The organism is Amycolatopsis sp. NPDC033938 (genome assembly GCF_055575975.1).
The window spans coordinates 67,840-80,897 of record NZ_JBVIRO010000019.1 but is presented as its reverse complement, the minus strand read 5'-3'; the positions used below and the strand labels follow the sequence as shown (position 1 = coordinate 80,897).

The following is a 13,058-nucleotide window of genomic DNA, read 5'->3' as shown; positions in this document are numbered from 1 at the left end:
CCGCCGCCCCCTACCGCCCCCCTCGCTGGCGATCTCCGTCGTAAATTGTTGTCGTTTTTGGCTTTCGGGTTTACACCTCAATTGCCAACTCACGACCAACCCAGCCCACCGCTCACCGGAAGCCTCGGGCGCGGCCGCACGTGCCTTCGGCCTGAGCCGAACGGCCCAACCCGCACCGCCACCCGCCCCAATCCGACGAACATTCACGTTTAGTCCCTCGCCGGCGGGGTATCGGCTTGTCGGCACGAACGACGAGGGGCCCCGACATGAAACCCAGTCCCAGACGCGCGCACACCATCGCCCGCGATCTCCTTTCACTCACCAGATCGGGCGAGGCCGACCGGCTCGCCACCGCACTGGTGTCCACCGCCTCATCCACCCGGCGAGGACCGGCACTCGACGACGTCGTCGGGCGGCTGGTCGACACGTTCTCCTTGGCCGCCAAGGATCGCCGACGTTCGCTGCGGATCCGTGAACCGTTCACGCTTCGGCTGCGCGACCCGGCGGGGATGACGGTCCGGCCCGACAAACTCGACCCGAGGGTGGCGGCGATCGCCCGCGCCATCGCCGCCAGCGTCCGCGACGACACCGCCACGTGCGCCGACCAGATCGGCGAGGCCTGCGAGAACGCCGACCTGGCCCAGCGGATCCGGGTACTCGCGCACTGCCTCGTCTGGACCTCGGATCTCCTCAGCGCCGACACCACCGCCTATCCCCCGGTCCTGTCCTGTCTCAAGGGCTCGCATCCACATCGTCCACAGTAGACATTGCGCGGTTCGGATGACTTCCCTCCGAACGTGTGGACATCCCTTGGGTGGCACGGCAAGCTGGACCACCGCGCACGAAGTCCCAGTCCCCGATGACGGGCGCACCCCTTCGCGGCAAGTTCGGTGAACCAGGAGTGCAGACTTGGACGAGGTAGCGCCATCGACGGTACCCGCGGACTCCCGTGCCGCCGCGACGGCGGGACGGCTGCCCAACCCGGAAAGCAGGCTGGTGCGCGCGGCCGTCGCGGGTGACCCGGACGCGGTCCGCGAACTGGTTCGTTTCCTTTCCCCGCACGTGTTCCGTTACTGCTCCAGCAGACTGGGGAGCACCGGAACCGGCGCTTGCGACGCGCAGGACTGCGTGCAGGAAGTGTTGCAGGCGGTCCTGATCGCCCTGCCCCGCTATCGGTACCGGCCGGACCGGTTCCTCGCGTTCGTCCTCGGGATCGCCGGACACAAGGTGGCCGACCTCTATCGGCGCCGTTCCCGCGAACCGGTCGCCTCCGTCCCCGAGATCGGCGACGGCATGACTCAGTGGGCCCGCCGCGACCCCGACGAGATCGAACGACTGGAGCACCGCCTTCAGGCCGGGCTCCTGCTGGCCAGGCTGCCGATGCCGCACCGGCAGGTGCTCGCCCTCCGGTTCGTGTTCGGTCTTTCGGCCGAGGAGACGGCGGAGCGGCTCGGCCTGCCCAGCGCGGGCGCCGTCCGCGCGGCCCAGTTCCGGGCGCTCGCACGGCTGCGCGTGCTGCTCACCGAGCGGAATGCCCGTTACGCGAACGATATCCGGGATATCGAAAAAGCCGCCGCGCCGGAGCTCGTCCCGGTATAGAACCGTCCACTTCGGACAATCGAACACTTGTACGCCGCTTGTACGCGCCTCCTCCATGCTGTCCGCACATCTGGGGAAACCACTGGAGGACGAAGATGAAGATCCGATCGAGGATCGCCAGGGGCGCCATGGGCGTGATCGCGATCGCCGGAGCGGTCATGCTCGGCGGCGCGGGCGAGGCACTGGCGGCGACGGGCACCGTCAACACCGACTCCGGGGTCGCGGTGACCGTCCGATCGAGCCCGAGCACCAGCGCCAATTCGGTCGGCACGGTCGCGAGCGGCACCGCCGTCACGATCGACTGCCAGACGAACGGCTCGACGGTGACCGGCAAGTACGGCACCACCGACATCTGGGACTACGTGCCGTCCAAGGGCGGCTACATCAGCGACGCCTACGTCTACACCGGCTCGGACGGCCGGGTCGCCCCGGACTGCGCCGGCAGCACCCTCTCCTGCTCCACCGCCGGCACCGGCAACCCGAGGACCTGCGCCGAAGCCGTCGCGTGGGCGAAGGCGCACGTGCACACCAACAACGATCCCGACTACTACCGCTGGTGCGACCGGATCAACTCGTGGGCCTACGGCTGGTCCGCGAGCGGTTCGGAGACGGCCTACGTCCACTGGACCCAGCTCCCGGGTTCGTACAAGCACCCTGGTGACACCCAGGTCCCCGCGGGCGGGCTCGCCTTCTTCAGCAACGGCGGTACCGGGCACACGATGATCTCCATCGGCGGCGGCAAGTTCCTGTCGAACGACATCCACGGTCCCGGCAGCTTCACCGAGACCACCATCTCGGAGATCAAGAACGCGTGGAACTACACCTACCTCGGCTGGTCGCAGCCCTGGTTCAAGATCAACCACTGACCGCGCGCGTCGCCTCGAAACGCTGCCGGACGAAGGGGTCCTCGTCCGGCAGCGTTTCTTCCGCCCGCCAAGAGAAACTGTCGGCGGTCAGCGCCGAGAAGATCCACCGGCGCCGGACGCCGTCGGTGTCGGCCTCGATCTCGAAACCGTCCTCGGTCCGCTTCCCGAGGAACGGGATCACCCAGCCGTTGCCCGGACCGAGCCAGGTCGACCGGAACGCGTCGATCTTCTCGTCGTAGAAGCGCAGGCTCATCCCCCATTCGCCGTCCACGCCGTCGACCCTGCTCGCCCGCGCCGGGCTGATCCACACGTCGGTCACCGCGCGGCCGTCCAGCGCCCAGCCGAAATGCCATTCCCCGTCGACGGTCCGGACACTCCCGTCCTCGCCGTAGTTGTGGACCACCAGATCCCAGCTGCCGATCAGCGGCTCGAACACGCCGAGCCGGGCGGCGAGTTCGGGGCGTGGTCCGGTGGCGGTGAACACGGCGGCGATCCGCTCGGTGACGTCCATGCGGCCAGGATGACCATTTGACAGTATGCTGTCAACTATGACCGATCTGGTGCGCGGCTACCGGTTGTTGATCGCCGACGTCTACGAACTCGCGGGCTTGAGCCGCCGGATCAGCGAGCGGGAAGCGGCCGAACAGGGCACGACGGTGGCCCGCTGGCACGTGCTGAGCGTGGTGTCGGAGGAACCCGCCGCCGTTCCCGCCATCGCGCGACGGCTCGGTCAAGTCCGCCAGGCCGTCCAGCGGGTCGTGGACGACCTCACCGAAGCCGGTCAGTTGCGAGCGGAGCCGAATCCCGCGCACCGCCGCTCACCCCTGTACGCCATCACAGCCGAGGGTTCACGGCTATTGGACCGCCTGTGGGGAGCGAGCGAAACGCAGCGGCTCGGGATGCTCGATGACAGCGGTGTCAGCGCCGAGGACCTGCGGCAGGCCCGCGACACACTGCGCCGATTGTCAGCCGCGCTCAGCACCTGAAAGCGCCCTTTCGTCGCATCGTGATAAAAAGCGGCCGGTTCGCCGGGTTAGAGTTGGCGGATGGGCACTGAGGCTCGCGCTACTCCCGCACCCCGGGAGCAGCGCGAGCTCATGCAGGCGATGCTCACCCGGCTGCCCGAGTTCAGCGATCGTCTCGCCCGGTTGCTCAGCGACGAGGACGAGTTCTACCACCAGGTCGACAGCACCGCGCCGGACGAGCTGCGCAAAGTCTGCCGGGCGAACCTCGAACGGGCGCTCACCGCACTCGTCGAGGGGCGGGGACTCCCGCTCGACGCGGCGCGCAAGACCGGACTGGCGCAGGCCCGGCGGGGCATTCCGCTGCCGTCCGTGCTCCGGGCGTTCCGGATCGGCGGGATCTTCGTCTACGAACGCCTGCTGGAACTGGCAGGCCCCGGTTTCATCAACCCCGCGCGCACGGTGGAGATCAACGCAGGCGTCTGGAAGACCATCGATCTCTACTCCGACGCGCTGACCAACGCCTACAGCGAGGTCGCCGCCGAACTCTCCCACGAGAAGCTCGCCTTGCTGGACGGCCTGCTGCAAGGCCGGTTCGCCACTCAGGCGGAACTCGAGAACGCGGCCGGGGAACTCGATCTCCCGGCGGCGGGCACGTTCGTCGCCGTCGTGACCGAAGCCGTCGAGCCGAAAGAGCGACCCGGCGTCGAGGCACTGCTGCGGGCACGGCGCTGGAAGTCGGCCTGGCGGCCGGGCGCCGAAACCGGACTGGTCATGATCGACCGCGTCGAGGACGTCCGGCGGCTGCGCGACGTGCTGGGCACACTGCCACTCGCGGTGGGGATGAGCAAGCCGTTCAACGGATTCCTCGAAGTCCCGGACGCGGTCCACCGGGCAAGGATCGCCCGCCGGTCACTGGTGGCGGGCACCGCCGGGGTCGCCGTCTTCGGCGACTCCCCCGTCACCACCCTGGTCGCGAGCGCGCCGGCGATGTCGCGGGACGTCGTGCGTTCGGTGCTCACCGGGATCCTGGTGCTGCCCAAGGCCGAACGGCAGGTCCTGCTGGACACGCTGGTCGCCTGGTTCTCCGGGCACGGCTCGGCGAAGGAGGCGGCGGACCGGTTGATCGTCCACCCGAACACGGTCCGGTACCGGCTACGACGGGTGCAGGAACTGACCAGACGCGACCTGTCCGACCCGGTCGACGTCGGCGAACTCTACGTCGCACTCGAAGCGGTCCGGCTGGCCGACGACGCGCGCTAGGACCTTTCCGGCGCCATGTCGGCGTCGATGATCTTCGCGAGGTCCAGCAGGGTGTGCCCGAGACCGGGCCGGGCGGTGAGCCGGACCGCGAGCGTGCGGCCACGAGTCGTCGTGGCGACCGGCAGGGTCACCTCGGGATTCGCCGATCTCGTCCACTGTGGACGGCGGCAGGCCGCGGAGAGGACGATGTCCGGATGCGGGGATCGCCGCCCGGGACGCCATCGTGATCTCCTGGCGTCGAGATCGCGGATCACGTTGCCGTGCAACGAAAGCAATGCGGCGACGTCCGCGACCGCGTCGCGGAGTTCGACATCGGTGATGGAATCCGAGTACGCGCCGATGTCCAGCGCGCGGGGATCGTTCGGGTCCGGCGGCACTGAGTTCCTTTCCACTCGGGGAGAAGTCGTCCGATGGTGGTCCCGCTCCCGTTGTTCCCGGGAACAAACATGTTTGGCTGCTTGCGCCGAATGGCGGCGCGGCTACCGCCTTCCGGTGGCATCACGTACCTATGACCGACGGTCACACCTTTGACGCTGACTGGTCCGCGAGCCACTATCTTGCGACTGATTACCGATGGGTAATGTGGATGTTTCCCGGGTTTCACCAGGAGGACCGTTGCGACGAGCGTTGAGCCTGATCTTCTTGGCCTTAGGGGTGTTCGCCGTCGCCGCCGCGGTGTCGCTGCCGACGTATGTGAAACCCCAACTCGCCAAAGTGCCACTGAACCAGGATTCGACGTCGATCCTCGAAGGCACCGCGGCCAAGGTGCTCGCGGTGAAGAACGAGGGCGGCAAGACGGTCACGGAGATCCGCGACAACGCGAAGCTGAAGGCGACCGCCCACGTGGTGGCGAACTTCGCGCCACCGGAGATGCGGGAGGGCACGGACGTCGCCGTCTGGCTGCTGGCCGTCTCGGTCGTCGACACCAAGGACGACACCGTGGTCAACGCGAGCAAGCGGCAGGTCTGCTTCGACCGCCGCACCGCGGAAGGGTACGTGCCCCCGGGCGGCGACCAGGAAGCGAAGTGCTCCGGCAAGAGCAGCTTCGTCACCAAACTCGAGGAAAAGCCCGAGAAGGAGAACGAAAAGCCCAAGGAGATCCAGGAGTACAAGCCGCAGCCCGGCCTGAACTTCAAGTTCCCCTTCGATACCGAGCAGAAGGACTACCAGGTCTACGACGACAACACCGGTCGCGCGGTGCAGGCGCGGTTCAAGGGCGTCGAAGAGATCAAGGGGGTCGAGGTCTACAAGTTCGTCCAGGAGATCCCCGACACGAAGATCGCGATGAAGAAGGTGCCGGGCTCGCTCATCGGCGCCACCGGGAACTCCGTCGAAGCCGGTCAGTTCTACCGGGGCACCATCACCAGCTGGATCGAGCCGTCGACCGGGATCCAGGTCAAGCAGGAACAGCAGTCGCACCAGGAACTGCGGTCCGCCGCGAACCCCACGCCCACGGTCGTCTTCGACGGCAAGCTGACCTTCACCGACGCGACCGTCGACAAGATGGTCCAGCAGGTCGACGAGAACAAGGGCAAACTCGACTTCATCGGAAGCACCGGGCCGATCGTGCTCGGGATCGCCGGCGCGGTCTTCCTCGCGATCGGGGTCTTCCTCCTGGTGAAGCGGCGCCGCGAACCTTCACGGCACTAGATCTGCCAAGGACTACCGCTTCCGGAGCACCATCACCAGATTCCACGACGCGATTTCCCGGACGCCGGGAACACGGACGATCCACTGGGCCCAGGCGGGGTGATACCGCGGATAGACCTGCTGGAGATCGGCGAGCGGCGTGGCCTTCCCCCACCGGACGGCCGCGCCGACCGAAAAAGCGAACAGGCTCTCGCCGAATTTGTTCTTCGGCTCCTTCCCCGTCTTTTCGAGATAACGTCGCCTGGCATAGGAGCCGCCGAGGAAATGCCATGGCGCGGTCTCGTGCCCGCCCCACGGCGAATACCACGGGGTGAACGAGACGAAAATCGTCCCGCCGGGTTTGGTCACCCGGCACATCTCGGCCAGCATGACCTCGGGTTCGGAAACGTGTTCGAGCACGTTCGACGAATAGCAGATGTCCACGGATCCGGTGCGCACCGGCAGTTCCGTCCCGCTGCCGCGGACCATGTTCTCCCCGGCCTCACCCCGTGCCGTCAGCTCGCCGACGTCGGGATCCACGCCGAGATAGGTGGCACCGGCGGAACGGAACGCGTCGGAGAAATAGCCGGGACCGCCACCGACGTCGACGATGGTTCGGCCGTTCAACGGAGTGTGCTGAGCCAATTGCCGGACCGAGTCCTGGGCGAGCACCGAGTAGAAGCCGTCCGGATCCGTCTGCTCGGCGAGAAAAGTGCGGAACAACGTCACCGATCTACGCAAGGTGGCGCGATGAGGCGGTATCGAACGGGTCACCAACCGATTACCGACCATCGGACCATCGCTTTCCGAGAATGATTCATCTACCGTGTACGCACCGGTAACCTAGCATTGTCGCTAACAGGTTGGGAGAACCACGATGGAACGGCCACGTGTGCTGCTCGTCAACTGGCGCGACACCGGTCATCCGGAAGGCGGCGGTTCCGAACGGTACGTCGAGCGGATGGCCGAGGGGCTCGCGAAGGCGGGCTACCGGGTCGAAATCCACTGCGCGGCCTATCCCGGCGCGAACGCGGGCGAATGGCGCGACGGGGTCCGCTATCGCCGTCGTGGCAACAAGTTCGGCGTCTACGCCCACGCGCTCCGGGCGATCCGCAAGGCACACGCGGACCTCGTTGTCGACGTGCAGAACGGAATGCCCTTCTTCGCCAGGCTCGTCGCGGGCTGCCCGGTGCTGGTGCTGGTACACCACGTCCACCGGGAACAATGGATCAGCGCGCTCGGCGAGACACTGGGCCGGGCCGGTTGGTGGATCGAGTCCCGGCTGGCGCCGTGGCTGTTCCGGCACTGCCGCTACGTCACCGTCTCCGAGATCACCAAAGGCGAACTCACCGGCCTCGGTATCGAGGGTTCACGCATCACCGTGGTACCCAACGGGTTGGACACTCCCCCACGCGGCAAGGCGGTCCGGGAGACCGAGCCGACGCTGGTCGCGGTCAGCAGGCTGGTGCCGCACAAGCGGATCGAGCACGCCATCGACGTCGTCGCGGCACTGTCGCCGCGGTGGCCGACGCTGCGGCTCGAAGTCGTCGGACAGGGCCCGTGGGAGGAGGTCCTGCGCAAGCACGCCCGTGACCGCGGCGTCGAAGACCGGGTACGGCTGCACGGCTGGCTGGAGGAGAACGAGAAACACGAGATCCTGGAACGCTCCTGGTTGCACCTGTGCCCGTCGGTCAAGGAGGGCTGGGGAATCGTCATCATGGAGGCGGCCTCGCACGGGGTGCCTTCGGTGGCCTACCGGGCGGCGGGCGGGGTGGCCGAGTCCATTGTGGAGGGAAAGACCGGCCTGCTCGCCGACGACTTCGACGATTTCACCGCGAAGGTGGAAGGACTGCTCGCCGACCGGGCGCGCCGGGCCGAGATGGGCGGGGCCGGCGTCACGTGGGCCGGCCTGTTCGATTGGGAACACAGCGTGAACCGCTTCGAATCACTGGTGCGCGACGTCGCCGGGGTGGCCATCCCCCATCCCAGGCTGCTGACGCCGCAAGGCTTCCACGAGTCCGTCGGCCAGCCCGGCCGTGGCGGCGTCGTCGAAGTCCTTGCGGCGTGCGCGCACGGTGACGGTGCTCGTGTCCCCGACGGTCGCCGCGCCGAACGCCACCCCTGACCGGCCGCTGGCGGCGGGATAGAAGGCGATCGAGGTGACCGCGTCCGCCGCCGAAACGACGCCGAGATTGGATACCAGGTAGGTCGAACCGAGCCTGCTCGCCAGCAGCCGCGTGCCCAGCCGCGCGATCCTGCTGCTGCGGGCGGGGAAGTCGGGTTCCGGCGGCTGCGCGGCCAGCAGCGCGCCCACTTCGGCCGCGCTCGGATTCCTGCCGAGGCGCAGGCGGAAGAAGGCGCTGTCATGTTCGGGTTCCGGCGTGCCACCGCCTCGCCAGGACGCCCCGACCGCGGCCACCACACGCGAACTCTTCTCGCCGCGCCGGGCGTTCCACGTTTCGGTCACAGTGGCGGCCGCCGCCGCGAACGCCGACGAACCGAGCCTCAGTCGAGGGAGATTCCTGGCGCTGAAAACGTCTCCTGGGCCACTTTCGAGCCGTTCCGGGGTGATCCTCGCGGGTGGCGCGAAAAGCGCCTCAACGAGCCTGTGGAAGGCGGAAGTGAGAAAGGAGCGATCCGCCGTCCGCGCGCCGATTCCTTTGGCCGCGGAGGAGATCGGGACGTCGAGGGCGATTCCGAGCACGGCGAGCAGGCCGAGACCGTCGAGGGCGCCGTGATGGGCGGCGATCAGCACGACGGGTTCGTCGGTGACCGTCGCGACGCGGATCAACGGCGCACCGCGTTCGTACGACGCCTCGGCGAAGCGGTCGCGAGCCGCCGGAAGGTCTTTCCGGAGAACGGTTTCGACCTCGGGCGCCGCCCCGAGCCACGGCCGCTCCTCGACCGCGACCGCCAGTCGCGTCCGCGCCTTTTCCGGGGTCAGAACCGAAGACAGGTTCGCTTCCAGGAGGATGCTCCAGGAAACGGTGGGGTCGCCGTAGAGCCCGACGACGCGATGCGCGTGGTCGGAGGCGAACTGGGACACCGGCTCAGCGTTTGCCGTAGATGACGTTCTCGGGAGCCACGAGCGGGTTGTACTGCTCCTTGATCTTCGCCTGCACCTGGGGTGCGGCGTCGGGATCGGCCGAGTTCGTCAGCGCGTAACTCCCGCCCGCCGCCGTTGCGAGCCCGATGATGACGGCCGCGGCCGCGCCGATGAGGGTGCCCAAGACCTACTCCTTCCGCGACAGGGAATTCCTGCGTCGGCTCAATGTACGCATCGGTAACTTGAGGCACAACAGCGCGGCGGCGATCGAAAGCAGCGCTACTCCGTTTGCCAGCACGACCGGGACCGGCGCTCCCGGCTCGGTCACCGCGGGTGCACCGGGAGTGCGGTAAAGCGTGAGCCAGTCACCGGACCACACCGGTTCCGCGCCGGACAGCAACCGCGGGTCGAGCTGTCCCGGCGTCCCGTGTTCGACGAGAATCCAGCCGATTCCCGCCGCCGACAGCTCTTCGGGCGACGTCGCGGCACGGATACGGTCCATTCTGGAATCTTCGCCGGAGATCTCCTCGCCACCGACCCGTAACGTGTCGTCGACGAGGACGGTCTTCGGCAGCGCCCTCGGTGCCGGATCCAGCTGGGTCCGATAGTCGTTCCAGGCGAACCGCCGGAACGTGGACAACGGCAGCGCGACGACGTCGCCGGGCCGCTCGTCTTCCGCGAGCACCCGATGGACGGCGTTCCAGTCCTCCGGATAACGCACCGCCTCGATCCGTCCCCAGCCTCCCCAGGCGAGATCGGGCATGGTGAGCAAGGGAAAGAGCGCGGCGGCCACGACGAGTGCCACGCGCGCCGCGTCGGTCCGCAGCCGTGCGGCGGCCGCCTCGATGGCGAGCGCGAAGCCGAGCGCGACCGGAAGTGCCCACCACGCGACCCATTTCTGCGCGTCCCGCAGCAGCCCCGCGCCGGGGACGTGCCCCATCGCCCACGACAGCACGGGTTCGCCGAACGGCAACGTCGCCAGCACGGCGAGCACGACACCGAGAACTCCCAGCAGCAACAACGCTCTCGCCGGCGCTGTCCCCCACCGTCGCGACAGGGGGCGAAATCCGGCCAGCGCCACGCCGACCGTGACGAGGATCAGCAAAGGCGCCATCGGCGCACCGCGGCTGCCGGGGACGATCTCACCGTTCCAGATACCGCCGAGCCCGAGCACGCTCAGGATCGCCGGACCCCAGCTTTCCGCGCGGGCGCTGAACGCGGCCACCCCGGCGGGGTCGGACAGCGAACCGCCGGGATGCAGGAGCGTCGGCACGAGCCACGGCAGGTTGAGCACGACCGCTACCGCGAGCGTGCGGCCCAGCCTTCGCGGTCCCGTCAAGACGATCGCGGTGAGCGCGGCCAGCACTCCGCCGGGCGGGGTGAGCACCGCGGGAGCGCACGCGAGTACCAACCGCGCGAGCGCCTTCGGCTCGTTTCCGCGCAGGGAAAGCGCCGCGCGCGCGATCCACGGCAGGCAGGCGTAGGTCAGCAGGAGCGGCCAATGCCCGATGAACAACCGCTCCGCGAAGTAGGCCGTCCAGGCGTAGCCGGTGGCGGCGACGATCCGCGTCCCGAGTTGCTCCGTCGGCACCAGCCGCGCTGCGCCGTATGCCGCGAGGAAAAGCGCGAGCAGGAGAACGAGTTTTTGCACGATGTCGCCGGGAATGACCGCGGTCGCGAGTGCCATCACAGCGTCGGCGGGTACCGAACGCGGCAACGCGGAACCGAGGCCGAGCGCGTCCGGGACGAGGGACTGACGCTGGGCGAACACCATGTCGTAGCTCAGGACGAAGCCGCGGCTGAGCACCGGCAGGAACACCAGTAACGCCAGCCCCGCCGACACCGAGGCCAAGACGAGCCGTTCGCGCCGTGCCTCCAAGTACCCTTTCCTTTCCGCCTCGATCGCGGTTATGGTCGCTCGATTACTCACCGGTAATAGGAGCGCGCTTGAGCGTAGACGTCGATCAGGCCAAAACCGGCAAGCGTGTCGCGGCGATCCTCGTCTCGCTCGCGCTGGCGGGCAACAACGCCGGTGCCTACGCGCTGAGCATCATCGCCGCCCGGCTGCTCGCGCCGGACGCATTCGGTGAGCTGAGCTCGCTGCTGGCGGTGCTGGTGATCGGCGTCGTACCCGCGATGGGCCTGCAGACCGTCGTCGCGCTGCGGGTCGCGCGCAAGCCACAGGACAGCGGGACACTCCTGGCACTCGGCCTCACCACGAGCGCCATCGTCGCGACGATCGGCCTCATCCTGGCGCCGGTCCTGGTCTTCGTCCTGCACCTGGACTCCGTGGTGCCCGCGCTCCTGCTCGCCGTCACGCTCGGCCCGCTGACCCTGCTCGGCCTGTTCCACGGCCTCCTGCAGGGCAGCGGCCGGTTCGCGCTGCTCGCCGGGCTCATGTCACTCGAAGGCGCGGGCAAGGTCGGCGGATCCCTGATCGGCCTCGTGATCGGCGGCAACGCCACCGGCGCGCTGGCCGGGACGGCGATCGGCTCGTACGCGGTGATCATCTGCGGCTGGCTCCTCTGCGGACGGCCGCGACCGCGCAAGGCGGGTCGGCCGGCGGGCGAGGTCCTGCACGCCGCGCAGGCGATGCTGGCGCTCGTCCTGCTGGTGAACCTCGACCTGGTCCTGGCCCGCCACACCCTCCCCGCGAGCGAGGCGGGCGAATACGCCCTCGGCGCGATCGTCACGAAAATCGCCTACTGGCTCCCCCAAGCCGTCGGTGTCCTGGTGCTCCCCCGGTTCGCCAACGGCGACGACCGCCGCCGCATCCTGCCCGCCGCCCTCGCCGTCTGCGCCGCCCTCGACTCCCTCGTCCTCCTCGTCTCGCTGGTCTTCGGCCCCCGTCTGCTGTCGTTCATCGGCGGCTCCGGTTACGCCGCCAGCACCATGCCGGTCTGGCCGTTCGCCCTCGCCGGTTCGATGCTCGCGCTGGTTCAGATCCTCCTGTTCTCGCGCCTCGCCGCGGGTGACCGGAGGGTGACCGTGCTGATGTGGGCGACCGTGGTGGCGGAGACGGTGCTGGTGACGTCCTGGCTGCACTCCTCAGCCGCCCAGGTGGTGACCGTGGCCGCTTGCTGTGCTGGTGGTTTGGCTCTTTCCGGTGCCTTACTTGAGGTCCGGTCACGGCGGACTTGAAGGGGGTTGTGTGGATTTTGCTTCATCTAACGCAACAAAATCCACACAACCGCACCTGAAAGGACCACTCACGACTCAGATAGTGACCGAGACAGCGCTGGCGACAACCCGGCTAACCGAGGCCGCTTACTGTGCCGGGAGTTTGGCTCTTTCCGGTGCCTTACTTGAGGTCCGGTCACGGCGGACTTGAAGGGGTTGTGTGGGTTTTGCTTCATCTAACGCAACAAAACCCACACAACCGGACCTGAAAGGACCACTCACGACTCAGATAGTGACCGAGACGGTGCTGGTGACGACCCGGCTAACCGAGGCCGCTTACTGTGCCGGGAGTTTGGCCCTCTCCGGTGCCTTACTTGAGGGCCGGTCACGGCGGACTTGAAGGGGGTTGTGTGGATTTTGCTTCATCTAACGCAACAAAACCCACACAGCCGCACCTGAAAGGACCACTCACGACTCCGGTAGTGACCGAGACGGTGCTGGTGACGTCCTGGCTGCACTCCTCAGCCGCCCAGGTGGTGACCGTGGCGGCTTGCTGTGCCGGGGGTTTGGCTC

Annotated in this window: 13 protein-coding genes; 8 read left to right on the top strand and 5 right to left on the bottom strand. The window is 68.0% G+C overall.

What is annotated here, in order from left to right:
• Positions 1-266 precede the first annotated feature (266 nt).
• The 3 genes from ACZ5ZX_RS33910 (at position 267) to ACZ5ZX_RS33900 (ending at position 2,465) form a co-directional block, all read left to right on the top strand.
• Complete coding sequence (locus ACZ5ZX_RS33910) at positions 267-764, top strand: hypothetical protein (RefSeq protein WP_465506067.1); 498 nt, start codon at positions 267-269, stop codon at positions 762-764.
• A gap of 145 nt (positions 765-909) precedes the next feature.
• Complete coding sequence (locus ACZ5ZX_RS33905; protein WP_465506066.1) at positions 910-1,599, top strand: sigma-70 family RNA polymerase sigma factor; 690 nt, start codon at positions 910-912, stop codon at positions 1,597-1,599.
• 95 nt (positions 1,600-1,694) lie between these two features.
• Complete coding sequence (locus tag ACZ5ZX_RS33900) at positions 1,695-2,465, top strand: hypothetical protein (protein ID WP_465506065.1); 771 nt, start codon at positions 1,695-1,697, stop codon at positions 2,463-2,465.
• On the opposite strand, the gene ACZ5ZX_RS33895 is transcribed toward ACZ5ZX_RS33900, so the two are convergent.
• Positions 2,455-2,976 carry a hypothetical protein gene (locus ACZ5ZX_RS33895; RefSeq protein WP_465506064.1) on the bottom strand — a complete coding sequence of 174 codons (522 nt, stop codon included), beginning with the start codon at positions 2,974-2,976 and terminating at the stop codon, positions 2,455-2,457. The two genes, ACZ5ZX_RS33900 and ACZ5ZX_RS33895, sit on opposite strands and share 11 nt — an antisense overlap.
• Before the next feature lie 37 nt (positions 2,977-3,013).
• Here ACZ5ZX_RS33895 and ACZ5ZX_RS33890 point away from each other — a divergent pair, with 37 nt between their 5' ends.
• Both ACZ5ZX_RS33890 and ACZ5ZX_RS33885 read left to right on the top strand, forming a co-directional pair.
• Entirely contained in the window at positions 3,014-3,451 is a 438-nt protein-coding gene (locus ACZ5ZX_RS33890; RefSeq protein ID WP_465506063.1) for a MarR family winged helix-turn-helix transcriptional regulator, read from the top strand.
• A 60-nt stretch (positions 3,452-3,511) separates the two neighbouring features.
• The gene (locus ACZ5ZX_RS33885; RefSeq protein ID WP_465506062.1) at positions 3,512-4,690 is read left to right on the top strand and encodes a PucR family transcriptional regulator; all 1,179 of its coding nucleotides are present in this window, start codon (positions 3,512-3,514) and stop codon (positions 4,688-4,690) included.
• On the opposite strand, the gene ACZ5ZX_RS33880 is transcribed toward ACZ5ZX_RS33885, so the two are convergent.
• A complete protein-coding gene (locus ACZ5ZX_RS33880) occupies positions 4,687-5,067 on the bottom strand; it encodes a hypothetical protein (protein WP_465506061.1) in 381 nt (126 codons plus the stop codon). The two genes, ACZ5ZX_RS33885 and ACZ5ZX_RS33880, sit on opposite strands and share 4 nt — an antisense overlap.
• Before the next feature lie 238 nt (positions 5,068-5,305).
• On the opposite strand from ACZ5ZX_RS33880, the gene pgfA reads away from it, so the two are divergent.
• Complete coding sequence (pgfA, locus tag ACZ5ZX_RS33875; protein ID WP_465506060.1) at positions 5,306-6,340, top strand: cell envelope lipid trafficking protein PgfA; 1,035 nt, start codon at positions 5,306-5,308, stop codon at positions 6,338-6,340.
• Positions 6,341-6,352: 12 nt separating this feature from the next.
• Here the strand turns inward: pgfA and ACZ5ZX_RS33870 are convergent, their stop codons facing one another.
• Positions 6,353-7,048, bottom strand: coding sequence for a class I SAM-dependent methyltransferase (locus ACZ5ZX_RS33870; protein ID WP_465506059.1), 696 nt, complete (start codon positions 7,046-7,048; stop codon positions 6,353-6,355).
• Positions 7,049-7,211: 163 nt separating this feature from the next.
• Here ACZ5ZX_RS33870 and ACZ5ZX_RS33865 point away from each other — a divergent pair, with 163 nt between their 5' ends.
• Entirely contained in the window at positions 7,212-8,444 is a 1,233-nt protein-coding gene (locus ACZ5ZX_RS33865; protein WP_465506136.1) for a glycosyltransferase family 4 protein, read from the top strand.
• A 925-nt stretch (positions 8,445-9,369) separates the two neighbouring features.
• Here the strand turns inward: ACZ5ZX_RS33865 and ACZ5ZX_RS33860 are convergent.
• Together ACZ5ZX_RS33860 and ACZ5ZX_RS33855 are read right to left on the bottom strand one after the other, a co-directional pair.
• Positions 9,370-9,549, bottom strand: coding sequence for a DUF2613 family protein (locus ACZ5ZX_RS33860; protein WP_044856680.1), 180 nt, complete (start codon positions 9,547-9,549; stop codon positions 9,370-9,372).
• A gap of 3 nt (positions 9,550-9,552) precedes the next feature.
• Positions 9,553-11,244 (bottom strand): MmpA family trehalose lipid delivery protein, encoded by a 1,692-nt coding sequence (locus ACZ5ZX_RS33855; RefSeq protein WP_465506058.1) that lies wholly within the window; start codon positions 11,242-11,244, stop codon positions 9,553-9,555.
• A 68-nt stretch (positions 11,245-11,312) separates the two neighbouring features.
• Between ACZ5ZX_RS33855 and ACZ5ZX_RS33850 the strand changes: the two genes are divergently transcribed.
• Entirely contained in the window at positions 11,313-12,506 is a 1,194-nt protein-coding gene (locus tag ACZ5ZX_RS33850) for a lipopolysaccharide biosynthesis protein (protein ID WP_465506057.1), read from the top strand.
• The last annotated feature ends 552 nt before the right edge of the window (positions 12,507-13,058 follow it).

Bases quoted from the DNA above. Each gene is read 5' to 3' on its own strand.
- ACZ5ZX_RS33910 (WP_465506067.1), top strand. From the start codon at position 267: ATGAAACCCAGTCCCAGACGCGCGCACACCATCGCCCGCGATCTCCTT.
- ACZ5ZX_RS33900 (WP_465506065.1), top strand. From the start codon at position 1,695: ATGAAGATCCGATCGAGGATCGCCAGGGGCGCCATGGGCGTGATCGCG.
- ACZ5ZX_RS33895 (WP_465506064.1), bottom strand. From the start codon at position 2,976: ATGGACGTCACCGAGCGGATCGCCGCCGTGTTCACCGCCACCGGACCA.
- ACZ5ZX_RS33890 (WP_465506063.1), top strand. From the start codon at position 3,014: ATGACCGATCTGGTGCGCGGCTACCGGTTGTTGATCGCCGACGTCTAC.
- ACZ5ZX_RS33885 (WP_465506062.1), top strand. From the start codon at position 3,512: ATGGGCACTGAGGCTCGCGCTACTCCCGCACCCCGGGAGCAGCGCGAG.